The following is a 22845-nucleotide window of genomic DNA, read 5'->3' on the forward strand; positions in this document are numbered from 1 at the left end:
GGACAGGGAGGCGGGCGTGGTCGGCGTCCCGGGCTAGGGGGGTGGCGGCATGCGCGGCGGTTGCGCTGGTCGTGGCCGCTCTGAGCCTTCCCGCGGTGTCCGACGCTTTCGGCGCCGGAGGGACCATTGCCACAGGCACCGAGTCAGCCAAGGCTCAGAAGCAGGCTGAGCTGCTGGGCGTCGGCACCCCGGATCTCGTGCTCGCCCTGACAATGCGCGACGGGGGCGCACGGCCGGCGGTTGCAGCCGGTGCCGGTGCTGTTGCCCGCGTGCTGGCAGGCGAGCCGGCGGTGCGTACGGTGCAGTCCGCTGCCACGGGGGACCCGTGGCTGAGTTCGCGTGACGGGCGCACCGGACTGGTGACAGTTTCGCTGTCGGGCAGCGACGGGGACCGCAAGGAAGCGGCGCTGCGTCTGGTGCCCAGGGCACGGGCGGCTGTGCCGGGGATGCGGGTGGATGCCAGCGGGGCCTCATGGGCGACGGCCGAGATCGACCAGCAGGGCGGGGGCGATCTGCTGAGGGCCGAACTCTGGGCTGCGCCGCTCATCGTGCTTCTCCTGCTGCTGACCTACGGTTCGTGGGCTGCAGCCGCGCTGCCGCTCGTGGTCGCGGTGCCGGCCGTCGTCTGCTCTGCTCCATTGCTGGGCCTGCTGGCCCACGTGACTGATGTGTCCGCGTTCGCGGTCAACGCGGCCGCCGCCATCGGCTTCGGCCTGTCGATCGACTTCACCTTGTTCGTCCTCGCCCGCTACCGCGAGGAGCACGCGAAAGGAATGCCGCGCCCCCGAGCACTGGAAGTAGCTCTCGATACATCGGGGCGCTGTGTGCTCTGTTCGGCGGTAGTGATCTCTTCATGCCTGGTGGCGGTGGCCGCCATCCCCGTTCCGCTGCTGCGCGCACTGGCTCTTGCGGGTGTGGCGGTGACGCTGCTGGCGGCGCTGGCCGCGTTGACGGTGCTGCCGGCCGCGTTGACGCTGCTGGGTGACCGCGTCGATGGCGCCGACCCGCTGCGCCGGCTGCGCCGGGATCCCATTGGGGGCCCCAGCCGGTTCTGGCGGGAACTCGCTCGCCGTGTCACCGCCCGGCCTGCGGCGGCGGGCGTAGGGGCGCTGGCAGTGCTGGTCGTGATGGCTTGGCCGGCAATGGGTCTGCGGTTGGGCGCGATCGACGAACGGACGCTGGCGCCGACGGCCTCGTCCGCCGCTGCTGCCGCAGACGTGCGCGACCGATTCGAGGTCTCGCCGGAGCGAGTCCAGGTGGTGATGCTGGAACGGCCGGACGCGAACCTGGCGAACTACACGGCCGCCGTGGCCCGGCTGCCGCATGTGGGTGCGGTGCGCGTTGTACCGACCTCTGCGGCGGGTGGACCTGCACAGGCGAAGCGAGAGCGGCGCCCGGCGGTGGTGCTGGTGGCGGCAACGGTGGGGCCCGACACGCCCCAGGGCGCGCACCTGGTCGATGCGTTGCGGAAGACTCCCGCGCCGGGCCCGATCCTGGTAGGTGGTCGGGCCGCGCAGATCACCGACACCACGGACGCGGTGCGCGGTGCGCTGCCCTGGGTGGCGGTGGCGATGTGTGTGTTCCTGCTGACCGCGCTCACCGCATTCACCCGCAGTGCAATGGCACCGCTGAAGGCGCTCGCGGTGGCCGTCATCAGCTTGGCCGCCGGTCTCGGATGGATCGTGTGGATCTTCCAGTCCGGACACGGGGCGGACGTGCTGGGCGGGTTCACGGTCACCGGCTCCCTCGACGCAAGTCTGCTGCTGTTCACCCTGGCCGTGGCGTTCGGCCTGTCCCTCGACTACGAAGTCTTCCTCCTCGGCAGGATCAGGGAGGAGTTCGACCGCGGCCTGGACAACCAGACGGCCATCGTCACGGGCATCTCCCGCACCGGCCGGCTGATGACCTCAGCCGCAGCGGCCCTTGCCATCTCCACCGCTGCCATCGCGACCTCCCACGTCACCATCCTGAAACTCATGGGTGCGGGCATCGCCTCCGCGGTGATCCTCGACGCGATCCTGGTCCGCGGAATCCTCGTTCCCGCAGTCATGACACTTCTCGGTCCCGTCAACTGGTGGAGACCCGCGCGCATCGGCCGACGACGTCGCCGCGGCCCGCGCACCGCACCAAGTGAAGCCGTGGCTGGCTGACCGCCCGGCTACCCGGCCACAGCGATCGGCAACGGCCTCGCGGGTGACAACAAGCCTGCCTACGAGCTCGTAACACGATCTTGGTGAAACGTGCTGGTTGGCCGTGACCGGTGTGAGGATTCGGCCGTTCGTGACGGTGTGAGTACTCGGCCGTGGATCGTGGACGACGACTTGTGGGCGCTGATCGAGCCATTGCTGCCGCCGTGGCCTGAGCGGTCACCAGGGCCGCGGCCGGTGTCGGACCGGCTCTGCCTCCAAGGCGTCCTGTTCGTTCTCCACAACGACATAGCCTGGCAACTCCTGCCCTTGGAGCTGGGGTTCGGCTCCGGCCAGACCTGCTGGCGTCGCCTGGACCGGTGGCAGAAGGCAGGAGTCTTCGACCAACTGCACCAAGTCCTGCTCGCGGGAATGAACGCGGCCGACGAACTCGACTGGTCACGGGCGTGCGTGGACGGCTCCCACATCCGGGCGAAAAAGGGGGCGCCGACACCGGCCCGTCGCCGGTCGACCGGCGGAAGACGGGCAGCAAACACCACTTGATCTGCGACGGTCGTGGCACCCCGCTCAAGGTCATCACGACCGCGGCTAACGTCAACGACGTCACCCAGACCCTCGCCCTGGTCGACGGCATCCCGTCCGTCGCGGGCCGCCCCGGACGGCCCCGCCGCCGGCCCGAAGCCCTGCTCGGCGACAAAGGATACGACTCCAACCCGAACCGGGACGCGCTGCGCGAGCGCCTGATCCTGCCTGTCATCTCGCGCAAGGGATCACCCAACGGGGTTCTCTACCGGGTCCGGACGGGCGTTCAGTGGAGAGATCTGCCGGAGCGGTTCGGGCCGTGGGAGACGGTCTATAAACGGCATCGCCGCTGGTCAGCTGACGGAACTTGGACGATGCTCCTGTCGCGGATTCAGGCTGCCGAGGACGCTGCGGGCCGAATCGACTGGGACGTATCGGTGGACTCGACAGCGGTGCGAGCTCACCAGCATGCCGCCGGTGCGAGGAAGGCACCGCCGGCCACGTCGCCTCAAAGGGGGAATGTTCGAGGGACGAAACAGGTCGATCCGGTACTGCGGAAACTCGTCGTCCGGCTGGAGGAGGTGGTCAGATCGGCGAGTGTCTGGGACGCTCCCGCGGCGGATTCACCACCATAATTCACCTCGCCGCCGACGGACGATGCCGGCCCCTCGCCTTCGTCCTGACACCCGGACACTACGGCGACGGCCCCCAGCTCGAGCGCGTACTGGAGCAGGTCTCGGTGCCCCGAACTCGCACTCGTCGGCGCCATCCTGGCCCCTGACCTGCGCGAGGGCACACCCACACCTGAGACTCCTGGGCGTCGCAGGCCCGGCCCGCTGGACGAGCCCGAGACGTGAGGGGGCGGTAGGGCCTTTAGCGCTCCGAAGGGCTGGGAGCCGCGCACAGTGCCCAGATGACGAAGGCGTCGATGGCGATCAGCACGATCGCCCAGAACGGTGCGTACGGCAGCCACAGGAAGTTCGCGATCATGCCGAGGCCGGCCAGCAGTACACCCACGACCCTGGCCCATGTGGCGCCCTGAAACAGGGCCATTCCAGCGAGAACGATCACGGCCCCCAGGATCAGATGGATCCAGCCCCATCCGGTGAGGTCGAACTGGAAGACGTAGTTACGGGTGGAGACGAACACGTCGTCGTTCGCGATGGCGGCGATGCCCGTGAAAACGGCCATCAGGCCGCCGCAGATCATCATGACTGCGGCGAACACCAGCCAGCCGCTGCCACCCTTCGCCACGCCGCCCGTTCGGGTGTCGCTCATTTGAGTCGTCATGACCGCTCCTTCGTGTCGGAAGTCCGCATGGGCCGGACGGGCTGCCGTTCGGTCGATCGGGGTCACTTCCAACATCGCGCTCCGAGGCTCGCTGCGCATCTTGGAGCCGTTCGGCGACGAAGCACCGAACGGCTACAGGGATCGGTCGGCCCAGGCGTCAGCCAACCGCGTTGGCGTTGAAGGAGTCAGGGCGTGATGCTCATGGACTGGCATCGATGGCGGGAGATGCCCAGGAACCGTCAAGAACATTCTGGTGTGGCCGGTAGAGCCGAACCAGGTAGTTCCAGCCATCCATGATCGGGAGGCAGAGGCGCGGCGGGAGAACAGTGCGAGGAGACTACGCCGTCCGCTTAGCAGGTCCGGCCGTCTCGGATCCCTTTCACTTCTTACGGGTCGGCCTCCGGCAGATCGGGCTCGGGTTCAGCGAGCGTGAATGGCCCCATTCGCAGTTACAGTGCCTGCTTCAACAACAGCGGGCCAGCCTGCGCGAGGGCAGGTACCCCTGCGACCGTCATCGTGATGGTCGTCCGCCCTCGGACCCCATGTGCGAGTCAGCCGAGAATCTTGCGCTTCTGCGCTTCGAACTCCCCTTCTGTCAGCACCCCTTGGGCCTTCAGCTCACCCAGCTCTTTGAGCTTGCCGATGGTGCTGCCCATGTCGTCGCCGACGGGTGGGGACTGCGGGGCTGAAGCGACCGCCTGGGGCTGTTGTGGCGCCTGCTGCGGAGCGTCCTGCTCCGCCCATCGGCCCGCCTGCCTCCGCGACACACGGTTGGAAACCGCTGTGGCCGTTCCGGCGACCGCAGCTGTACGTGCGATGCCACGAAGAAGTCCCGGCATGATCACTCAACTCCCAGTCTGCGTGTCTGCGGCCTCGGCGGCTTCCAGGGAGGCCAGTAGGGCCTGGACGGGAATGCGTCCGTTCGCCACAAGTCGCGCACCGCTGCGCCGCATGGCCTGGGCGAAGGGGGCCGCCCACACGTTCTCGTACACGATGACTCCGGCAGAATTGCCCGGCTCCAACGCGGTACCTGCCTCGTTGATGTCCTCCTGGTCCAGCAGGCCGGACGAGGCGCCCTCGAAGACGGAGAGGTCGATGTCGCCGCCGATATCTCTCAGTTCCGCCGCGGTGACCGACCCATCGCTGTCCTTGCGGACGAAAACGAGGTCGAGGATGCGGATGATGCCGCGATCGACGAGGTCGAGGAGGATGGGGAAGCCCTCGCCCGTCATTTTATTGCCGGGAAACTCGAGGATCAGGTAGTCGACGGGCCCCATCTCGTCCAGCTCAGCAAAATTTTCGCTCATGGCCGCTCCTCGCGAGCACTAGAGGTCAGGGCCAGGCTCGGCCGCCGATGGCCAGTGGGGCCAGCCTCTGCCCCAGCGACGGGACGGCCCTCCCAGCCATTCCAACACTCCTGACATGCCGCCGCACTTTCTGAGGGCGGGGCGTCCTCAGCTGGTCAACTGTCCCGGCGGGACGTCTGCCGCCTGTGCATTTTCGCTTTCCGGGTTCGCCGCGAGGAACTCCACCAGTGCCATCACGATGAGCCAGACCAGTGCGATGCCGACAATGACCAAGGCCGTCGGGTAGTTCCACAGAATGGACGTCAGTACGGCCAGACCCACCAGGACCCAGGTGATCCACTTGCGGTGGCGCCGGATGAACGGTCCGACCGGACCGGTGCGCATACCCGCACGGTCGGCGGTGGCGCGGACGGAGCCGATGCCGGAGTGCCACGACTGCCGTACGAACTTCGCCCATCGGCCGTGACCGCTCAGCCAGGCAGCCAGGGCGATCACCACGCCGACCGTCACCGCCATACGGACCGTGGTGCGCATGTAGTGGGTGAGCGTGTCGTAGACGGACTCGGCCGCAGGCTGCGACACGGTGTCCGGCAGCGCGTTCAGGTATGCCACGCGGAAGAGGGTCAGGCCGCCACCGAGCAGCAGCAGGGCGAAGGCGAATCCGAGCGCGGCGACCACCAGAATCCGGCGGCGATGCGTGGACAGCAGGACCCCGGCGGCGATGAGCAGCACGGAGAGCACGGGCAGCCAGAAGCCGGCCATCTGCAGAATCCGGAAGTACGTCTTGACCTTGCCGATGTCGTCGGCGCGCAGCACCGTGAAGTCGGTGTGTAATTCCGGGATCTTTGCGGCCGCCGTCATCCCCTCGTCGATGAGGCGCTGCTTGACCTGGGCGACGACCGGCCCGAGGTCGACGGATACCGAGTCGTTGTTGATCTTCACTGCACCACCGCCGCTGCCCGTCAGGGCCTTGTCGACGGCTGAGTGGATCCGGCGGTTGGCCTCGGTCCAGAAGCTCTCGAAGTTGTCGGAGGCGACAATCTCCTCCGACTTGTCGTGGACGAAGCTGCGGACAGCGCTCTCCAGTGAGTCGCCGAGTTTACCTAGGGCCTTCTCGGCGAGCGGCCGGTCAGCGGGCGCCACGCCCTCCAGCAGGGTCGGCAGGTCGATGTGCTCCATCACCGCGTTGGTGACCCGGTTAGCGGCGGCCGCCTGGATGTCGGGGTCGGAAGCGAGCGGGGCGACCGTGTCGACGTATCGGTCTGTGTCACCGATCTCGTCCGCCGTCCAGGCAGCGACAGCTGCCAACGGGGCGAGGATGCAGCCGATGACGATGACCAGCGCGGAGAAGAAGGAGCGCCACCGGCGACGGGGAGCCCGTGCCGATTTGTCAACCTCCAGCGCGGCGACACGTGAGCGTAGCTGCTCCACTTCGGAGCGTTCGCCGCCGACACCGGAAGCGTCGGCACGCTCGCCGTCGGAGCCTACTGTTCCGTCGTTCGGCATGCCCGACCTCCGTGTACCTATGAGTCGGATGCCATGAGATCCCGGAGGCCGGCCAAGCGCGAGCGCTCGGCGACCGTCAGGGTGAACGGCGGATGTGTGTGCAGCCCTTCCGCGGCGCGTCGGCCTGGGCCGAGGTACGGGATCAGGTCTCGGCGTGGACACGGATGGCGCGCAGGGCACGGCGCTGCAGAAGTCTGATGACCGGGTTGCTCATCCACATCAACGGGGTGACCAGTGGGCGGGCCTTGATGGCCATCGTCCAGGTGAGGCGCGAGCGGCCTGCGGGCTCGATGCGCCAGCCCTCCGCCGCTTGGCGGAGACCGGGCAGAGATACCGCGAAGCTCATCGTGGATGCGGACAACGAGATGCAACGCACATGGCCCGTCAGTGAGCCCGCACGGTTGACATGCCACATCCGGCGGTGGAATACCGCTGGATATGGCACGTTACGTTGCACTTCGAGTCAGGCGGCCACTGCCTCGGCGGTGACCCGGCCGGTCCGTACGGCGTCGACGAGGGCCTGATGGTCGCGTTCGTTCTGGTCCGCGTAGCTTTCGGCGAAGACGGTGAGCGCACGATCGAAGGAATCGCCGCCGCCGAGGTAGGCGGCAATGGCGATGCGGTCTCCGGAACGGGCATGGGCGCGGGCGAGGGTCGCACCGCAGAGCTCGCCGAAGGCGCTCATGTCCCGGGGGACCATGAGCTGGGGTTCGGCGATGCCCTTCCAGTCCCGCAACTGGCGGACATAGAAGTCGCGTTGGCGTCCGTCCAAGCCGGTGACACGTTCCCAGCCGAGGAAGATGTCACTGGTGGCCTGCATCAGCCGCTGCCCGGAGACGACCCGTTCACCCTGGTTGTCGTATTCGCTCGCTCCTGCGTACGGGGCCAGCACGGAATGGTCAGCTTCCTTGGCCTGCAGCAGCAGCGGGTCCTGGTCGCCGCTGCCGAGGAGGAGGATGATCCAGCAGCGGGTTCCGACGCTGCCGACTCCGACGACCTTGCGGGCCATGTCGACGATTTGGTATTGCCGGAGCAGATGGCGGCGGTCGGACTGCAGACTATGGCTGTACCGCTCGATCAGATCGCGGAGCTGGTCCTCTACCGCGCCGCGCTCGACGCCCGGCAGCAGGTCCTGGATGGGCACGATCAGCGGCGGATCAGAGGTGATCCTGCGCCGGCCGTCGACCACCTGCGTGAGCTTCTCAAAAGCCTGGAGACTGTCGCGACTGCGTGCCTTCGTCATGGCCCTCTGGGTACGCGTGCGGGCCTTCGCGCCCACTCTCTGCTCCGCCAGAGCCTGCAACACGGTCATGTCAGCCCGGGTGTACCAGACTTCGAGGTTGCCCAGACCGGCGAAACGACGCATCTGCTCGCGGTACGACCGCACGGCGGTGCCCACCACGGAGGCCCGCTCGACGTCCGTATAGCCATTCTCGCGTCCGGCGATGACCAGGCTGGCAGCCAGCCTCTTCACATCCCACTCCCACGGACCGGGCAGGGTCTCGTCGAAGTCGTTGATGTCGAACACCAAATTCCGCTCAGGCGACGCGAGCAGCCGGAAGTTCAGCAGATGCGCATCCCCGCACAGCTGCGCGGTGATCCCCGAGCGGGGAGTGCCGGCCAGATCACCGGCCATGATGGCGGCGGCGCCCCGGTAGAAGCGGAAGGGCGACTCAGTCATCCGGCCATAACGGATGGGCACGAGCTCCGGCACCCGGGTGGCCGACTGCGCTTCGACGACGCCTACAGGGCCCGGTCGCTTCGCTGAGGACTGGTACTCCGCATGAGAGGAACGCGGCGCATCCGCACGCGCGGCCCTACCCCGCGCGGCCCGTTCTTCTGGGGAGCTCCAGCTGCATTGGTCGGCCATGACGCCACCTCCTGGCCGGAGCGGCCCCGCAAGAGGCATCTGGCTTCTTCCGGGCCGTGCTATCCGCAACCCTCTCCACCGTTGCACACTCTGCTCTGGTGGGCATCCCGGCTACCCACCCCGGCACAGCCCTGGCCGTAGGCGCTGGGACGCCACCGGTGGACGAACGCTCGACAGTCACGATGGGCGGGGAATCAAAGTGAGCAACTCTGGCTACTACCTGAAGCGTGGGGGAGATTCAGGGAGCCTCATCAGCGGTTCGGAGGTGCGTCGATCTGTCCCGGGACGCGGTGTTCGCCGCGGGTGGGGTCTACGCCTTGCGGACGGGTGGGGGGTTCCATCGCCCGTCCATGGCCTCGGGCTTGGGTGCGTAGAGGCGCATCGTGACGCCGAGGGGGCCGGGCGGTGTGGGGAGCCAGTTTGTTTCCCCGCCGGGTCCGGGGTTGTGGTGTTGGAGGAGGATGTCGAGGGAGCCGTCGTCGTTGTAGGTCAGCGGGTCGCGGTCTCCGAGGGCGAAGCGGTTGAGCTCGTTGGCGACCTGAAAGCCCTCCGCGTCGTACATCGCGATGGACCAGAAAGCGTGAACGGGCGGCAGCTGGTCCGCATCGAAGTGGATGCGGTAGTCGTGTTCGCCGGACAGCGGTTCGCCGTCGGCGTCGGCCATGAGCACGGGATAGATGGCGTCCTCGGCGGGGTTGGCGCCGAGCCCGACCGCGGTGACCACGGCGCGCTTGAAGTAGTAGTTGCCGTAGACCCCCATGGTGTCGGTGAACGTCGTCCACCCGTTGACCTTGGTGCCCAGGGTGGGCAGTGCCGCAAGGATCGCCTCGCGGGCCGTGCTCGCTCCGGCCTCGATCTCGGAGAGCTGTGCGGCATCGAACCGGCCCGCGTCGAACTCCTTGCCGGGCACGAGGCCCAGGTGTGCGATCCGAGCGAGGACGGAGAAGTCGGTGAGGTGCGGCGGGTTGACGGCCAGGGCGCGGGCGGCGTGGGTGAAGAACTCCACCGCGTTCATCCTGTTGACCAGGGTCAGCGGCTCCGTGGTGGTGTCGTGGTCCGGGTCGATCACGTGGGCAGGCGCGGAGTTCACCGTGCTGAGGGTGTAGCCGTCCTGTACGGCGTGCACCGCCTCGTAGTCACCGGGACCGTTGGTCTGGGTACGGCCGATCACCCACACGTACGGGGTCGGGGCCGCGATGACCGGGAGGCCGTGCGGCGTGGGGGGTGTAGCCCGGCCCCACGACCACGAAGTCACGCGCGTCGGTGCCGGTAGTTCGCTTGCCAGGATTGGCGAAGACATCGGTCCACATGTCCAGCATGGGCAGCATGTAGTAGCGGTCCGCGGTGTCAGGGCTGTGCAGCACCACCGGGCCGGCCGTCAGGTCGAGCCAGGCAGCCGAGTACAGGGTGTCGAAGTTCGGGCGCACCACCAACCGGAACGTCGCGTCGGGGAACTCCCGCATGTGGTGGAACTCGTTCGAAGGCCCGCAGCCGGGCTTGGCATCCGCCTCGACGTTCACCATCTGCAAACGCGTGATGTCCATGGTCACCAGTGGATACAGGTAGACGTACGCCTCGTGGCTCAGCGTCCGCAGATCACTCGACAGTGTGCTCACGTGCTCTCGCCCTCCGCCTCGAAGACATTACGTCCCGAGACTGCCACTCGTCCTCGTCCTGGCCTCGCAGCCGGCGCCGTTGGCACCACCGTCCCGCCTAGCACCTGGCGCCGCAACGCAGACCGGGCTAGCGGGTGACGCCGCCAGCGAGTCAACGGGGCTCACGAGCGTATGAGTCATGAGGTTCCGCCCCTTGCCCGACGACCTCGTCACCGCCCGGCCGCGCCGGATCGGGCGGAACGCGCGTTCTGCCCTGACGCCGCCGTCGGCCCGCCCTGACCCTCCAGGAAGAGCGACATGCCCACCCTCGGCCCCGCGCCCGGCCCTCGGGTGTCGCCAACGCCAGGATGACCGCGATCAGCGGCACGGGCTGATGGTGATGCCGCCTCTTGCCTCAGTCGACCAGTTCGGCAATGCTCCGCGCCGTCAGCCACAGGCCGGTCACCAGGGAAAGCGTGACGATCAGCTGTTCCTGGCGCCGCTCCAACCGGCTCCGCAGGGCATTCAAGCGTGCGTTCGCGATCGTGGGCGCCCAGACCACGTACATCTCCATGACGATGAGGCTGAGTGTGGCCAGCAGGCAGTAGCCGGTCAGCGCGAGCCAGTCGGCGAGGGTAGAGAGGTCCGCGTCGACGGCGGTCGCGGCGCCGGCGCCGACCAGGGCCCAGGGCTGTAGAAGCCATGCCAGAGCGGCTGCCGTGACCGGAGAGGCATTGTCGATCCGGGCCGTCCAGCGTGGCGGGCCATGCGGGCGCGGCGGTCGGCGGTGCCGGTACGCGCTGTACAGCACCAGCGCCAGACCGATGGCGAGTTTCGCAGTGATCGCGGCGGTCGAGGGCACGCTGTGACGGGCCGGGGTCCAGCCCCGCAAGGGCCGTGTCCACATCACCCAGAAGCCGGTCGAGGTCATGCAGCAGCTCGTCCAGGTCTGTCCCGAGGGCGGCACCGTGCTCGACCCGTTCACCGGCAGCGGCTCCACGGGGGTCGCGGCCCTGCGCGAGGGACGCCGCTTCGTGGGCGTCGAGCTGTTCGCGCACTACGCCGACGTCGCCGAGGAGCGGCTGCGCGCCGAACTGACAAAGGACGACTTCGAGCTGGCCGGTCCGGAGGCATGAGCATGAGAGCGGAGAGCCCGGGGTCCGTGGACCGCAGACGCCAAAGGGCGGCTGGAGCATCGAGTAACCGATGCTCCAGCCGCCCTTCTGTTTGCGTCAAGCCGCCTCGAATGCCCGCCGGATCAACGGTGCCGCCTTCTCCAGGTCGGCTGCCGAAGCGAGGCGTACCTCCAGGTCCCCGGTCCCGAGGTGCCCGATGCCGCGCATGTCCCGGGTGAAGCCCTCCTCCAGCTCGACCGTGTCCGGGTCGAGTCTGAGATAGACCAGGATCGCCTCGTGCTTTGGGCGGAAGATCACCGATGCCACGTTCACCAGCCGCCGGTAGGCGATGTAGTGGCGCAGCGGCGCCACCTCGACCTCGCCCCATGCCGTGAGCGCGTCGTCTATCTCGGCGTACAGGTCCCGCAGGCACTCCGGTACGAGGCTGGCATCCGCCGGCGAAGGAGCCACCGGGGCCGCCGCCGCGACGTCGACCGCCGTCTCCCGCTCCCGATTTCGCCGGGACGAAGCGGCGGTCGGGAAGCCGGGCGAGGAGTCGACGAGCAGCAAGCTCAGCAGGCCGCCCTCGAAGATCCGGTAGCGCACCAGGTCGATCCGCTCGGGCAGCCGCTGCACGGCCACACGGTCGTGGTGGGAGAAGCTAGCCGCGATGCAGACCATCCGCGGTCGACGCCAGTCAATCGACCCGGCAGCCTCCGCGCCCAGCACCTTCCGCACGAGCGCCTCGAACTCGTGGTGCGCCGACTCCAGCCAGGACAGGTACGAGACGGCCTGCGACAGCACCCCGCTGTCGGAGCCCTTTTTGAACTCGATCACTACCGGGCTGCCGTTCTCGTCCAGCCCGAGGGTGTCGATCCGGCCCCGGTGCCACGGACCGGTCGGGTACTCCGACGCCAGGAACCGGATGCCGAGCATCGCCTCCAGGCCGGCCTCGACCCGCCGCTGCAGTTCGACCTCCAGCGCCACCGTCGAACCGGGCAGCTCGACGTCCCGCCCGCCCGCGTCTCGCCGGAACAGCATCAGCTCGGCCATCACCGTCCCCCTCCCGTGATCGGTACAAGAGAAGCAATCGAAACGGGCAGAGGGATTTTCCAGAGGGAAGGGAGCCGACGGCCTCGGGACGGTGGACCGCACTCGCGCAGCATCACCCACGGTGACGAGCGCGCGGCGTCGCATCAGCGGCTACCCTCCCGAACCCGCCAAGCTCGGCTTCGGTGGCCAGCCGTCACGAGGGGTGAGCACTGGCGTCCTGGGGAAGCTCCATGCCCGCCCTCGGCAGACGCCCTGTGGATAATCGTGCAGAGCAAGCGTGTACGGCGAAAGACATCGCAATGGGGTGCCCAGCGGATACATGCGATGGCGGCGTCATCCCGCCTCAACCCGCGCCGCTGGATGATGATCAGTACAGAGGTCAGGCTGGAATTGACTAGGGGTAGTGGGAAGCATGCGGCAGACCGGGTTGTATCACCCGTACGTGCACGTCCAGAACGATGACTGGATGAAGGTGGCGGCCTTGTACTGGCCGCAGTTGGCCCGCGTCGTCCCCGGGACTACCCCGTCCGGGATTCAGAGACAGGCAAGGCCCTGGCCGATGGACTCGACTTCTTCGTTCCGGTTGAGCCCGGTGCTGCCCCCGCAGCCGTGGAGGCCCCCTTTCTGGAGACCATCCGCGAACACGCCGGGACGTTGCGCCGGTACTACGAGATCCGCGAATGGCAGATCCGCGAGAGCACGGTCGTACCGCCGTCGTTGCGGCGTACCAACCTCTACGTCCCTAACGCCCGTAGAGATCCCCATTCCGACGGCCGCCCTGGTGGGTACATCGCGCATCTGTACTGGCAGGAGGTTTCACCGGTCCTGCGTGAGGCGCTGATCGCCGAAGGGCTGGCCATCAACGCGGACCGCCCCACATTCGAGGGGCGGGAGCCGTCCGGCACGTGGATCTCTATGGACCCGATGCTGGCGTGGGTCTACAAGTGTGCGCTGACCGATGAGCTGGCGCGGCGTAACCACCTGGTGCCGACGACGGACCAGATGGCGGCGCACCGGGCGAGCCAGGAATGGGACACCGAACGTGTCAGGGCCGTTCTGCTGCGGGGCCGGCAATCGCGCGCCGACCAGTCCGTGTCCGCGGTTCTGGGAGAGCTGGCCGTCCGGATGGTCCTGCCAGCCGACCTGGCGAATGTGTCGGTCGGTAAGGTGATCGAACTCCGGCAGAAACACGGGGCCGAGTTCGAGACCTTCATGGATGAGGTCGACAGCGTTGCAGGTGAGATGACAGGAGCACCTCGCGGAGATCGAGGATCGCGAAGTTCTCGCCGCCCGCCTGCGACAGTTGCACCGGACCCGCTTCGAGCGCCCACTGAACGACCTCAAGGCCGCGATGAAGAGTCTCAAGATCGACGCTGCCACTGGAGTGTTCAACGTCCAGACGGAAGCGCCTGCAGTCTTGGGAGCCGTGGGCGGCTATGCGGCGGGAGGGCTGCCCTACGCCTCCGCCCTCGGCCTCGCTTTCGGCCTGGTGGGCTACCAGAGGCAGATCAGCAAGCAGCGCGACGAGGCCCTCAGCAATTCCCCGGTGTCCTTCCTCCTCCAGGTCGAGAACGGCCTGCGGCCTACAAGCGTGATGCGCCGCCTCACCCATCGTGCCCCCCGCGTGCTCGGGGCGTGACGGCGGATGGGCGCTGCCTAGAGGTCAGGGCGTTGGGTGAGGTAGTGGCTGTGTCGGCAGGGCGTCACGTCGCAGAGTCCCGCCCGCCGCTCCTACCGGCAGCGGCACGAGCAGGTACGGGGCTGGCCGGAGGAGGGGTCCACGGTGCGGTCTGTAGGAGTCCGACAACCCCATCGATACGGCGTCTTGTCGTCTGCTGAGCCCGTCTCGGTGGCCAGCCGGTGGCCGGATGCCTTTGGACAGTGCATCACGAGGTAGCAGGGGACAACCCGTCGCATGTGCTCTGATCAGGCACGACATCACCCGGCGGCATCAGGCGGCATCAGGCGGCATGATCGCTCACGGTCTCGTAATGCGTAGGTCCGGGGTCCGAGTCGCCAGGGACTTTTCAGGGACTTTCAGCTCTGTCGGAGGGACATCCGAGGGAGTTCTCGCAGTGCAAGCACGGAAGGCTGCGACAGCGCTGAAAGGCCCAGGGCTTCGGGCCCGCGCATCCGCGCCGTCGCTCCGTAGCGCTCCAGTACGGTGTCGGGTTGGCAGTGGTAGACGAGGCTCTACGGGGCCGCCCGCGGCCCTGACCTCGCGTAACGTGCCCCGGCGGGCCCGGCGGAGTGAGCGCCGGGCCCCGGGACGGGTGGTCAGGCGTACGGGTAGAAGCCCGACCCCGTCTTGCGGCCGAGGCGGCCCGCGTCGACCATGCGCTGGAGCAGCGGGGGAGCGGCGTACAGGGGCTCCTTGTACTCGGCGTACATCGAGTCGGCGACCGAGGCCACGGTGTCCAGGCCGATCAGGTCCGCGAGCTTCAGCGGGCCCATCGGGTGGGCGCAGCCCATCTCCATGCCGTTGTCGATGTCCTCACGGCTCGCGATGCCCGACTCGAACATCCGGATCGCGGAGAGGAGATAGGGGATCAGCAGCGCGTTCACGACGAAGCCGGACCGGTCCTGGGCGCGGATCGGGTGCTTGCCCAGCACGTCCTGCACCACGGCCTCGGCGCGCTTGATCGTCTCGTCCGACGTGGTCAGCGCCGGGATCAGCTCGACCAGCTTCTGGACCGGGGCCGGGTTGAAGAAGTGGATGCCGATGACCCGGTCCGGGCGCGAGGTCGCCACGGCCAGCTTCACCAGCGGGATGGAGGAGGTGTTGGAGGCCAGGATCGCGTCCTGCCGGGTCACCACCTGGTCGAGCACCTGGAAGATCTCGGTCTTGACCTGCTCGTTCTCCACGACGGCCTCGATGACGAGATCGCGGTCGGCGAACTCCCCGAGGTCGGTGGTGAAGCTCAGCCGGCCGAGGGTCTCGTCCCGCTCCTCCGCGCTGATCTTGCCGCGCTCGGCGGCCTTCGAGAGGGAGTTGTGCAGCCGGGTGCGGCCGATCTCCAGCGCCTCGCCGGTGGTCTCGGCGACCTTCACTTCGAGGCCGCTGCGCGCGCACACCTCCGCGATCCCTGCGCCCATCTGGCCACAGCCCACCACCCCGACGCGTGCAATGTCGGCCATAGAGTCCGTCACCTCGTGCCTTTCGATGTTCTCCGCATTGCAGGGTCCCGTGTGATTCCGGTGCCCGCCTCGACCCCACGACGTTACTCCGCGAGCCCACCCCGGTGACCTGCGGGTCATCCGGCTACGTACGGGCATCATCCTGTTACGTACGGCAATGCAGGTTGTGGTCGACGTGAGAGACGAGGGTGGCGCATGCGACGGACAGGAATGACCCGGAGATCACTCGTGGCGAGTGCGGCCGCGCTGGTGGCGGCGATGACGACGGGCGGTGACGCGGTGGCCTCCCAGCCGGCTCGGGCCCTACGGGGAGGGGGTGACGGCGAGGACCGGTTCGCGCGGGGCGAGCTGCGCGGGGTGTGGATCGCCACGGTCGCCAACCTGGACTGGCCCTCCAAGACCGGCCTGACGGCGGCGGCCCAGGAGGCCGAGCTGATCGCCCATCTGGACCGGGCGGTCGAGCTGCGGCTCAACGCGGTGGTGCTCCAGGTCCGGCCGACCGCGGACGCCCTGTGGCCCTCCCCGTACGAACCGTGGGCCGACTGCCTCACCGGGGTCCAGGGCAAGGACCCGGGCTGGGACCCGCTCGCCACCGCCGTCCGCGAGGCGCATGAGCGGGGGCTCGAACTGCATGCCTGGTTCAACCCGTACCGGGTGGCGAACCACACCGACCCCACCCGCCTCGCCGCCTCCCACCCGGCCCGGCTCCATCCGGAGTGGGTCCTGCCGTACGGCGGGAAGCTCTACTACAACCCCGGGCTGCCGGAGGTCCGCCGCTTCGTCCAGGACGCGATGCTGGACGCCGTACGCCGGTACGAGATCGACGCGGTGCACTGGGACGACTACTTCTACCCGTACCCGGTGGCGGGCCAGGAGTTCCAGGACGGTGCCGCCTACGAGCGGTACGGGGCCGGCTTCCCGGACCGGGCCGCCTGGCGCCGCGACAACACCGACCGGCTGGTCCGCGAGATGGGCGAGCGGATCCGGGAGACCCGGCAGGGCGTCCGGTTCGGCATCAGCCCCTTCGCCGTCTGGCGGAACGCCTCGACCGACCCGCTCGGCTCCGACACCCGGGCCGGCGTCGAGACCTACGACGACCTGCACGCCGACACCCGCAAGTGGGTCAAGGAGGGGTGGATCGACTACATCTGCCCGCAGATCTACTGGCACATCGGCCTCGCCGCCGCCGACTATGCCAAGGTCCTCGCCTGGTGGAGCGCGACCGTACGGGGCACGGGCGTGGGTCTGTACGTGGGGGAGGCGCTGTACAAGGCCGGCGACCCGGCCCAGCCGGCCCCGTGGCAGGACCCGGCGGAACTCTCCCGCCACCTCACCCTTGCCCGGGACCACGAGGAGGTGGGCGGGCACGTCTTCTTCTCCGCCAAGCACGTGGCGGCGGACCGGATCGGGGCGATGGCCCGGGTGGTCGCCGACCACTACCAGGACCGGGTGCGCGCGCCGCGCTGAGAGCAGTGGGGCCGGAGCCGCTCGGACTCCGGCCCCGGCCCTGTCACCGCTGGTCCCGGGGCGCCTCGACGTGCTGGACGACGCTGTCGGGGCCGGGGGACATCAGGTGTTCGTGACCGTCGGGGAGCCGGATCCGGTACGGAGGGGCGCCCCCGTCCCCGAGTACTTCGATGATCTCTGCGACCCGGTCGTGCTGTCCCACGGTCCTGCCGTGCATCAGCAGCCGGTCGCCCGCGTGTGCCTCCATCGGGGGTGACCTCCTCAGGGGTGGCGGTCCGCCTGTCCGTACGGCCAAGTCTATGACCGTACGGGCGCGGATTCCCCTGCCGCACGCTGTGCCGCCCGGCCCCGGCGGCCCGTCCGCTGGGTGGCGGCGATGCAGACCAGCACCGCCACCGCCGCGAGCGGAGCCGCCGCCGGCACCTCCTCGCCGAGCAGCAGGAAGGACCATGCCAGCGTCAGCAGCGGCTGCGCGAGCTGGAGTTGGCTGGCCCGGGGGACGCCGATCTCGGCCATGCCCCTGTACCAGACGTAGAGCCCGAAGAAGGTCGATCCGGCGGCCACCCAGACCAGGCCGAGGACGCCGTGCGCGGTGAGGTGGACCGGTTCGAGCGGCAGGGCCACCGCGCTGCCCGCCACCGCGAGCGGCAGGCACAGGATCAGCGCCCAGCCGACCACCTGCCACCCCGGCATCACCCGGGCCAGCCGGCCGCCCTCGGTGTACCCGGCCGCGCACACCAGCAGCGCGCCGAACAGATACAGATCACCCGAGGCCAGGGCGCCACCGCTCTGCTGCACGGTGAAGCCGATGACGACAGCGGCCCCGGCCAGGGCCGCGGCCCAGAAGGCGCGGGAGGGGCGCTCCCCGGTACGCAGCGACCCCAGCACCGCCGTCGTCAGCGGCAGCAGCCCCACGACCACGGCGGCGTGCGAGGTGGTGGAGGTCTGCAGGGCCAGGGTCGTCAGCAGCGGGAACCCCACGACCACGCCGCCCGCCACCACCGCGAGCCCGCCCCAGTGGCGGCGCGCGGGCACCGGCGCCCGGACCGCCAGCAGGAAGCCGCCCGCGATCACGGCGGCGAGCGTGGAGCGCAGGGCGACGAGGGACCAGGGGCCGAAGCTCTCCAGGCCCCAGGCGGTGGAGGGGAAGGTGAGCGAGAACGCGACGACGCCGAGCGCGGCGAGCAGGGGGCCGCGGCGGGCGGGGGCCTTCACGGTGTGCTGCGGCGCGCCGGTGCCGGGCGTCGGGGAGGTCTCCGTACCGATGGTGACCGCTATCGGTTCCGTTGCGGTAGCGCTATCCTGTGCTCTCATGCAAGAGCGTAGCAGCGTTGCCGAACTGGTCACTTCCCTGCGGTCCGAACTGAACCGCTACTCACCAGGTGGGAAGCTGCCGTCCAGCCGTGCGCTCGTCGAGCGGTTCCGGGTCAGCCCCGTCACCGTCTCCCGCGCCATCGCCCAGCTCGCCGCCGAAGGGCTCGTCACCACCCGCCCCGGCTCCGGCGCCTTCCGGGCCGAGCCCCGAGCCGAGGTCCCCGCCCCCGGGGACACCTCCTGGCAGGAGGTGTCGCTGAGCGGCGACGGCGGACCCGAGGTCGTGCCCCGTACGGTCGACGCCTCCGGGGTCCTGGCCACCCTCGCCGCACCGCCGCCCGGCACCATCGAGTTCAACGGCGGCTACCTCCACGCCTCCCTCCAGCCCGAGCGGGCATTGGCCGCCGCCCTCGCCCGGGCCGGCCGCCGCCCGGGTGCCTGGGGCCGCCCGCCCACGGACGGGCTGCCTGAACTGCGGTCCTGGTTCGCCCGCGAGATCGGGCCGGCCGTCTCCGGCTCCGACATCCTGATCACCGCGGGCGGCCAGAGCGCACTGGCCACCGCGCTGCGCGCCCTCGCCCCGCCCGGCGCCCCGGTCCTGGTGGAGTCGCCCACCTACCCCGGGATGCTCGCGGTGGCCCGTGCCACGGGGCTGCGCCCGGTCCCCGTCCCGATGGACGGAGACGGGGTCCGGCCCGAGCTGCTCGCCGACGCGTTCCGCGCCACCGGGGCCCGGGTCTTCGTCACCCAGCCGCTCTTCCAGAACCCCACGGGGGTCACGCTCGCCCCCGCCCGCAGGCCCGAGATCCTGGCGATCGCGCGGGCGGCCGGGGCGTTCGTCATCGAGGACGACTTCGCCCGGCGGCTCGTCCACGAGGACGCCGGGCCGCTCCCGGCGCCACTGGCCGCCGACGACCCCGACGGCGTGGTCGTCCACGTCTGCTCGCTCACCAAGGTCACCTCGCCCAGCCTCCGGGTCGGCGCGCTGGCCGCCCGGGGCCCGGTCCTCGAACGCCTCCGCGCCATCCAGGTCGTCGACAGCTTCTTCGTACCGAGGCCGCTCCAGGAGGCCGCGCTCGAACTCGTCGGCTCCCCGTCCTGGGGCCGCCACCTGGCCGCGGTGGCGGCGGAGCTGCGCAGTCGCCGTACGGTGATGTCCGCCGCCCTCCGCTCCGAGCTGCCCGCGCTCGACCTGCCCCACGTGCCGGCGGGCGGCGGCAGCCTCTGGCTCCGGATCCCGTCGACCGGCGCGGGAACGGGCCCCGACGAGTCCGCCGTCGCCTCCGCGGCCCTGCGCGCCTCGGTCGCCATCGCCCCGGGCAGCCCGTACTTCTGCGCCGAACCCCCGGCCGGACACGTACGGCTGAGCTTCGCCGCGGTCTCCGGGGCGGCCGAGATCGCGGAGGGCGTCCGCCGCCTCCGTAAGGCGTACGGCGGGCTGGGCCTGGCGGGTGTGGCCGGAAACTGACCAGCGGGGTCCGCGTCCCCCGGTGCCCTCTTGACCGTTCAACCGTTCGGCACCACGATCCGGCCATGACGCATCCGGCCATGACGCATCGGGTCACCCTGGTCGCGGCGGCGCGCACCTCCCCCCGCCTGGCCGAGCGCTTCGACGACGACCGGCCGCTCGACCACGCCGGCTGGCACGAGGTGCAGCTCGTCGCCCACACCCTGGTCCCGCTCGGGGCGGCCGAACTGCGTTACTGCTCGCCCACCCCGCGCAGCCGTGCCACCGGCGACGCGCTCGGCTACGCCCCGATGGCCCAGCCCGCCCTGCGCGACTGCGACATGGGCCGCTGGCGCGGTATGACCCTGGCCGAGGTCGCCGCCCGGGAACCGGCCGCCGTGGACACCTGGCTCGCCGACCCGGGCAGCGCCCCGCACGGCGGGGAATCCCTCCTCGGCTTCATCGGGCGGATAGGGGGCTGGCTGGACACCCGCCCGGCCTGCGACGGCTTCATCGTCGCGGTCGCCGAACCCGCCGTGATCCGCGCGGCCCTGGTCTACGCGCTGAACGTGCCGCCGACGGCGTACTGGAACATCGACGTCCGCCCGCTCTCCACGATCACGCTCGCCGGCTCGCCCGGCCGCTGGAGCCTGAGCCTGGAGTCCGGCATCCGCTGACCCCGGCAGGAACCCGCTCTTCCCTCCGGTCCGACCAGTCGGTACGTTGCTGGGTCATCGGTCCGGACCGTATCCAGGGAGGCCACGTGCCGCAGATCCACGGCCACTGCGACGACCGGTTCGCCGGGGTCCGGGAAGCCTTCGAGGAGAACTTCACGGCCCGCGGCGAACTGGGCGCGGCGCTCACCGTCCTCTCCGACGGCATACCCGTGGTGGACCTCTGGGGCGGCTGGGCCGACGAGGCCCGCACCCGCCCCTGGGAGCGGGACACCCTGGTCAACGTCTGGTCCACCGGCAAGGGCCCCACCGCGCTCTGCGCCCACGTCCTCGCCGACCGGGGCCTCCTCGACCTCGACGCGCCCGTCAGCACGTACTGGCCGGAGTTCGCGGCGAACGGCAAGGGATCCGTTCTCGTACGCCACCTCCTGTCGCACCGCTCCGGGGTCGCCGGAGTGGGCGTACCGCACACCCTGGACGAGCTGTACGACTGGGAACTGACCTGCGCCCGGCTCGCCGCGACCGCGCCCATGTGGGAGCCGGGGACCCGGTCCGGCTACCACGCGATCTCGTACGGGTTCCTCGTCGGCGAGGTGGTCCGCAGGGTCAGCGGGGTGCTGCCCGGGGAGTTCCTCCGGCAGGAGATCACCGGCCCGCTGGGCATCGACTTCACCTTCGGCCTCCCGGAGAAGGAGACCCACCGGCTCGCCGAACTCGTACAGGACCGCGCCGACCGCGTCGCCCAGGCCGCGCTCCTGGCCCGGATGGAACCGGTGGCCGTCGCCTCCCTGCTCAACCCGCCCACCGGCCGGGCGGCCGCCAACACGCCCGGATGGCGCGCCGCCGAGATCCCCGCCGCCAACGGCCACGGCACCGCCCGCGCGGTGGCCGCGCTCTACGGGATCCTCGCCGGACGAGGCTCCGTCGGCGGCCACCGCGTCCTCTCCGAGCAGGCCGTCGAACGGGTCCGTGAGAGCCAGGGCGCCTGCCGCGACCTCGTCCTCGGGGACGCCTTCGCCCATGAGACGGAGATCGCCCTCGGCCTCTGGCTGAGCGGGCCCAACCGCTCCTACGGACCCAACCCACGGGCGATGGGTCACGACGGCGCGGGCGGCTCCTGCGGACTGGCCGACCCGGAAGCGGGAATCGCCCTCGGGTACGTCATGAACCGCATGGGTTCCGGTGTGGCCGACGACCCGCGGAAGACGGCCCTGGTCGACGCGGTCTACGCGGCCCACCGGGACGGCGCCCGAGGATGACCCGGGGGATGACCCGGGGGCGGCTCGGGGGCGGCCTGGGGGCGGTCCGGGGTGAGAGGAACGCGACATTCCACTGCGCCGACCCAACCCGGGTTTCACCTGCGGTTGCCAGGAATGTGAGGATGTCACCATGACAACCAAGGTCTACTTCGACATCACCATCGACGACAAGCCCGCAGGGCGGATCACGTTCAACCTGTTCGACGACGTCGTCCCCAAGACGGCGGAGAACTTCCGCGCGCTCGCCACCGGTGAGAAGGGCTTCGGCTACGCCGGCTCCTCCTTCCACCGCGTCATCACCGACTTCATGCTCCAGGGCGGGGACTTCACCCGCGGCGACGGCACCGGCGGCAAGAGCATCTACGGCGAGAAGTTCGCCGACGAGAACTTCAAGCTGAAGCACGACCGCGTGGGCCTGCTCTCGATGGCCAACGCCGGCCCGAACACCAACGGCTCGCAGTTCTTCGTCACCACGGTGCTCACCCCGTGGCTGGACGGCAAGCACGTGGTCTTCGGCGAGGTCGCCGACGAGGACAGCCTGGCCCTGGTCCGCAAGATCGAGGCGCTCGGCTCCTCCAGCGGCCGCACCAGCGCCAAGGTCACCATCGCCGAGTCCGGCGCTCTCTGACCCAAGCGGGGCCTTCGGGCCCGGCAGACAGGAAGCCCGGCCGACGCACTGCGTCGGCCGGGCTTCCTGGTCTTCGTCGGCTGCGGTCAGTTCGACCGGGCGGCGCGCTCCGCGTTGCGCTCCTTGATCCGGGCGGCCTCCTTGCGGACCTCCGCCTGGGTGGCCCGCTCGGTCTTGAGCCACTCGGGCATCTCGTCCTTGAGGGCGTCTACCTGCTCGGTGGTGAGGGCATCGGTGACTCCGCCGCGGGCGAGCCCCGCGATGGAGATGCCGAGCTTCGCCGCGATCACCGGGCGGGGGTGCGGTCCCGTGCGGCGCAGCTCCACCAGCCACGCGGGCGGGTCGGTCTGGAGGGCGTTGAGCTCGGTGCGCGAGACGGCACCCTCCTGGAACTCGGCGGGGGTGGCCTGGAGGTACACACCCAGCTTCTTCGCCGCGGTGGCGGGCTTCATGGTCTGGGCGGTCTTGTGCGACGTCATGGGTCCAGGGTATCGACCATGGGACATACCTCCG

General features: G+C 69.8%; 20 protein-coding genes and 6 pseudogenes. 12 read left to right on the forward strand and 14 right to left on the reverse strand.

Annotated elements, in window-relative coordinates; translation table 11 throughout:
- Nucleotides 1–95: 95 nt before the first annotated feature.
- The 4 genes and pseudogenes from ACK8N7_RS30720 to ACK8N7_RS30735 form a co-directional block, all read left to right on the forward strand.
- A complete protein-coding gene (locus ACK8N7_RS30720; RefSeq protein ID WP_500444610.1) occupies nt 96–2150 on the forward strand; it encodes an MMPL family transporter in 2055 nt (684 codons plus the stop codon).
- A gap of 138 nt (nt 2151–2288) precedes the next feature.
- Nucleotides 2289–2690 carry a transposase gene (locus ACK8N7_RS30725; protein WP_500444611.1) on the forward strand — a complete coding sequence of 134 codons (402 nt, stop codon included), beginning with the start codon at nt 2289–2291 and terminating at the stop codon, nt 2688–2690.
- Nucleotides 2594–2848: pseudogene (locus ACK8N7_RS30730) on the forward strand (transposase); the annotation flags it as partial. The gene ACK8N7_RS30725 and the pseudogene ACK8N7_RS30730, both read left to right, overlap by 97 nt.
- Before the next feature lie 27 nt (nt 2849–2875).
- Nucleotides 2876–3438: pseudogene (locus ACK8N7_RS30735) on the forward strand (IS5 family transposase); the annotation flags it as partial.
- Between the two features lie 104 nt (nt 3439–3542).
- On the opposite strand, the gene ACK8N7_RS30740 reads toward ACK8N7_RS30735, so the two are convergent.
- From ACK8N7_RS30740 to ACK8N7_RS30780, 9 genes and pseudogenes are all read right to left on the reverse strand, one after another.
- A complete protein-coding gene (locus ACK8N7_RS30740; RefSeq protein WP_403212044.1) occupies nt 3543–3959 on the reverse strand; it encodes a DUF7144 family membrane protein in 417 nt (138 codons plus the stop codon).
- Nucleotides 3960–4510: 551 nt separating this feature from the next.
- Nucleotides 4511–4798: an SHOCT domain-containing protein gene (locus tag ACK8N7_RS30745; RefSeq protein ID WP_403212046.1), complete on the reverse strand. Its 288-nt coding sequence runs from the start codon at nt 4796–4798 to the stop codon at nt 4511–4513.
- 6 nt (nt 4799–4804) lie between these two features.
- Entirely contained in the window at nt 4805–5266 is a 462-nt protein-coding gene (locus tag ACK8N7_RS30750) for a DUF6325 family protein (RefSeq protein ID WP_500444612.1), read from the reverse strand.
- Nucleotides 5267–5413: 147 nt separating this feature from the next.
- Nucleotides 5414–6772, reverse strand: a complete 1359-nt coding sequence (locus tag ACK8N7_RS30755) for a hypothetical protein (protein ID WP_500444613.1) — start codon at nt 6770–6772, stop codon at nt 5414–5416.
- 142 nt (nt 6773–6914) lie between these two features.
- Nucleotides 6915–7118: a hypothetical protein gene (locus tag ACK8N7_RS30760; RefSeq protein ID WP_403212052.1), complete on the reverse strand. Its 204-nt coding sequence runs from the start codon at nt 7116–7118 to the stop codon at nt 6915–6917.
- A gap of 117 nt (nt 7119–7235) precedes the next feature.
- Complete coding sequence (locus ACK8N7_RS30765; RefSeq protein ID WP_500444614.1) at nt 7236–8642, reverse strand: DUF2252 domain-containing protein; 1407 nt, start codon at nt 8640–8642, stop codon at nt 7236–7238.
- A gap of 310 nt (nt 8643–8952) precedes the next feature.
- Nucleotides 8953–9657 carry a DUF1214 domain-containing protein gene (locus ACK8N7_RS30770; protein WP_500445875.1) on the reverse strand — a complete coding sequence of 235 codons (705 nt, stop codon included), beginning with the start codon at nt 9655–9657 and terminating at the stop codon, nt 8953–8955.
- Nucleotides 9658–9798: 141 nt separating this feature from the next.
- Nucleotides 9799–10186 (reverse strand): annotated as a pseudogene (locus tag ACK8N7_RS30775) (DUF1254 domain-containing protein); the annotation flags it as partial.
- A 466-nt stretch (nt 10187–10652) separates the two neighbouring features.
- Nucleotides 10653–11168, reverse strand: coding sequence for a GAP family protein (locus tag ACK8N7_RS30780; protein WP_403212058.1), 516 nt, complete (start codon nt 11166–11168; stop codon nt 10653–10655).
- On the opposite strand from ACK8N7_RS30780, the pseudogene ACK8N7_RS30785 reads away from it, so the two are divergent.
- Nucleotides 11119–11373 (forward strand): annotated as a pseudogene (locus ACK8N7_RS30785) (DNA methyltransferase); the annotation flags it as partial. The gene ACK8N7_RS30780 and the pseudogene ACK8N7_RS30785 overlap by 50 nt on opposite strands.
- Before the next feature lie 96 nt (nt 11374–11469).
- On the opposite strand, the gene ACK8N7_RS30790 reads toward ACK8N7_RS30785, so the two are convergent.
- A complete protein-coding gene (locus tag ACK8N7_RS30790) occupies nt 11470–12405 on the reverse strand; it encodes a DUF5655 domain-containing protein (protein WP_403212060.1) in 936 nt (311 codons plus the stop codon).
- Between the two features lie 552 nt (nt 12406–12957).
- Between ACK8N7_RS30790 and ACK8N7_RS30795 the strand changes: the two are divergent.
- Both ACK8N7_RS30795 and ACK8N7_RS30800 read left to right on the forward strand, forming a co-directional pair.
- A pseudogene (locus tag ACK8N7_RS30795) lies at nt 12958–13608 on the forward strand (DUF6236 family protein); the annotation flags it as partial.
- Nucleotides 13609–13666: 58 nt separating this feature from the next.
- Nucleotides 13667–14044, forward strand: a pseudogene (locus ACK8N7_RS30800) (DUF6236 family protein); the annotation flags it as partial.
- A 638-nt stretch (nt 14045–14682) separates the two neighbouring features.
- On the opposite strand, the gene ACK8N7_RS30805 reads toward ACK8N7_RS30800, so the two are convergent.
- Complete coding sequence (locus ACK8N7_RS30805) at nt 14683–15543, reverse strand: 3-hydroxybutyryl-CoA dehydrogenase (RefSeq protein ID WP_015607463.1); 861 nt, start codon at nt 15541–15543, stop codon at nt 14683–14685.
- Between the two features lie 195 nt (nt 15544–15738).
- Between ACK8N7_RS30805 and ACK8N7_RS30810 the strand changes: the two genes are divergently transcribed.
- Nucleotides 15739–17010 carry a glycoside hydrolase family 10-like protein gene (locus ACK8N7_RS30810; protein ID WP_457810829.1) on the forward strand — a complete coding sequence of 424 codons (1272 nt, stop codon included), beginning with the start codon at nt 15739–15741 and terminating at the stop codon, nt 17008–17010.
- 43 nt (nt 17011–17053) lie between these two features.
- On the opposite strand, the gene ACK8N7_RS30815 is transcribed toward ACK8N7_RS30810, so the two are convergent.
- Together ACK8N7_RS30815 and ACK8N7_RS30820 are read right to left on the reverse strand one after the other, a co-directional pair.
- Nucleotides 17054–17257 (reverse strand): DUF1918 domain-containing protein, encoded by a 204-nt coding sequence (locus ACK8N7_RS30815; protein WP_403212062.1) that lies wholly within the window; start codon nt 17255–17257, stop codon nt 17054–17056.
- Between the two features lie 50 nt (nt 17258–17307).
- A complete protein-coding gene (locus ACK8N7_RS30820; RefSeq protein WP_500444615.1) occupies nt 17308–18324 on the reverse strand; it encodes a DMT family transporter in 1017 nt (338 codons plus the stop codon).
- Between ACK8N7_RS30820 and ACK8N7_RS30825 the strand changes: the two genes are divergently transcribed.
- The 4 genes from ACK8N7_RS30825 (at nt 18323) to ACK8N7_RS30840 (ending at nt 22332) form a co-directional block, all read left to right on the forward strand.
- Complete coding sequence (locus ACK8N7_RS30825; protein ID WP_500444616.1) at nt 18323–19792, forward strand: aminotransferase-like domain-containing protein; 1470 nt, start codon at nt 18323–18325, stop codon at nt 19790–19792. The two genes, ACK8N7_RS30820 and ACK8N7_RS30825, sit on opposite strands and share 2 nt — an antisense overlap.
- Before the next feature lie 80 nt (nt 19793–19872).
- Nucleotides 19873–20448 carry a histidine phosphatase family protein gene (locus ACK8N7_RS30830; RefSeq protein ID WP_500445877.1) on the forward strand — a complete coding sequence of 192 codons (576 nt, stop codon included), beginning with the start codon at nt 19873–19875 and terminating at the stop codon, nt 20446–20448.
- 86 nt (nt 20449–20534) lie between these two features.
- On the forward strand, nt 20535–21704 hold the full coding sequence (locus tag ACK8N7_RS30835; protein ID WP_500444617.1) for a serine hydrolase domain-containing protein: 1170 nt from the start codon (nt 20535–20537) through the stop codon (nt 21702–21704).
- Between the two features lie 130 nt (nt 21705–21834).
- Complete coding sequence (locus ACK8N7_RS30840) at nt 21835–22332, forward strand: peptidylprolyl isomerase (RefSeq protein ID WP_403212070.1); 498 nt, start codon at nt 21835–21837, stop codon at nt 22330–22332.
- 86 nt (nt 22333–22418) lie between these two features.
- Here the strand turns inward: ACK8N7_RS30840 and ACK8N7_RS30845 are convergent, their stop codons facing one another.
- A complete protein-coding gene (locus ACK8N7_RS30845; protein ID WP_356173652.1) occupies nt 22419–22811 on the reverse strand; it encodes a DUF5997 family protein in 393 nt (130 codons plus the stop codon).
- Nucleotides 22812–22845 lie beyond the last annotated feature (34 nt).

This window comes from Streptomyces griseobrunneus (assembly GCF_046713465.1).
GTDB classification, from domain to species: domain Bacteria; phylum Actinomycetota; class Actinomycetes; order Streptomycetales; family Streptomycetaceae; genus Streptomyces; species Streptomyces microflavus.

Coding starts and splice junctions, on each gene's coding strand:
- ACK8N7_RS30740 (WP_403212044.1), bottom strand. CDS start 3,959: ATGACGACTCAAATGAGCGACACCCGAACGGGCGGCGTGGCGAAGGGT.
- ACK8N7_RS30745 (WP_403212046.1), bottom strand. CDS start 4,798: ATGCCGGGACTTCTTCGTGGCATCGCACGTACAGCTGCGGTCGCCGGA.
- ACK8N7_RS30750 (WP_500444612.1), bottom strand. CDS start 5,266: ATGAGCGAAAATTTTGCTGAGCTGGACGAGATGGGGCCCGTCGACTAC.
- ACK8N7_RS30755 (WP_500444613.1), bottom strand. CDS start 6,772: ATGCCGAACGACGGAACAGTAGGCTCCGACGGCGAGCGTGCCGACGCT.
- ACK8N7_RS30760 (WP_403212052.1), bottom strand. CDS start 7,118: ATGAGCTTCGCGGTATCTCTGCCCGGTCTCCGCCAAGCGGCGGAGGGC.
- ACK8N7_RS30765 (WP_500444614.1), bottom strand. CDS start 8,642: ATGGCCGACCAATGCAGCTGGAGCTCCCCAGAAGAACGGGCCGCGCGG.
- ACK8N7_RS30770 (WP_500445875.1), bottom strand. CDS start 9,657: ATGAACGCGGTGGAGTTCTTCACCCACGCCGCCCGCGCCCTGGCCGTC.
- ACK8N7_RS30780 (WP_403212058.1), bottom strand. CDS start 11,168: ATGACCTCGACCGGCTTCTGGGTGATGTGGACACGGCCCTTGCGGGGC.
- ACK8N7_RS30790 (WP_403212060.1), bottom strand. CDS start 12,405: ATGGCCGAGCTGATGCTGTTCCGGCGAGACGCGGGCGGGCGGGACGTC.
- ACK8N7_RS30805 (WP_015607463.1), bottom strand. CDS start 15,543: ATGGCCGACATTGCACGCGTCGGGGTGGTGGGCTGTGGCCAGATGGGC.
- ACK8N7_RS30810 (WP_457810829.1), top strand. CDS start 15,739: ATGCGACGGACAGGAATGACCCGGAGATCACTCGTGGCGAGTGCGGCC.
- ACK8N7_RS30815 (WP_403212062.1), bottom strand. CDS start 17,257: ATGGAGGCACACGCGGGCGACCGGCTGCTGATGCACGGCAGGACCGTG.
- ACK8N7_RS30825 (WP_500444616.1), top strand. CDS start 18,323: ATGCAAGAGCGTAGCAGCGTTGCCGAACTGGTCACTTCCCTGCGGTCC.
- ACK8N7_RS30820 (WP_500444615.1), bottom strand. CDS start 18,324: ATGAGAGCACAGGATAGCGCTACCGCAACGGAACCGATAGCGGTCACC.
- ACK8N7_RS30830 (WP_500445877.1), top strand. CDS start 19,873: ATGACGCATCGGGTCACCCTGGTCGCGGCGGCGCGCACCTCCCCCCGC.
- ACK8N7_RS30840 (WP_403212070.1), top strand. CDS start 21,835: ATGACAACCAAGGTCTACTTCGACATCACCATCGACGACAAGCCCGCA.
- ACK8N7_RS30845 (WP_356173652.1), bottom strand. CDS start 22,811: ATGACGTCGCACAAGACCGCCCAGACCATGAAGCCCGCCACCGCGGCG.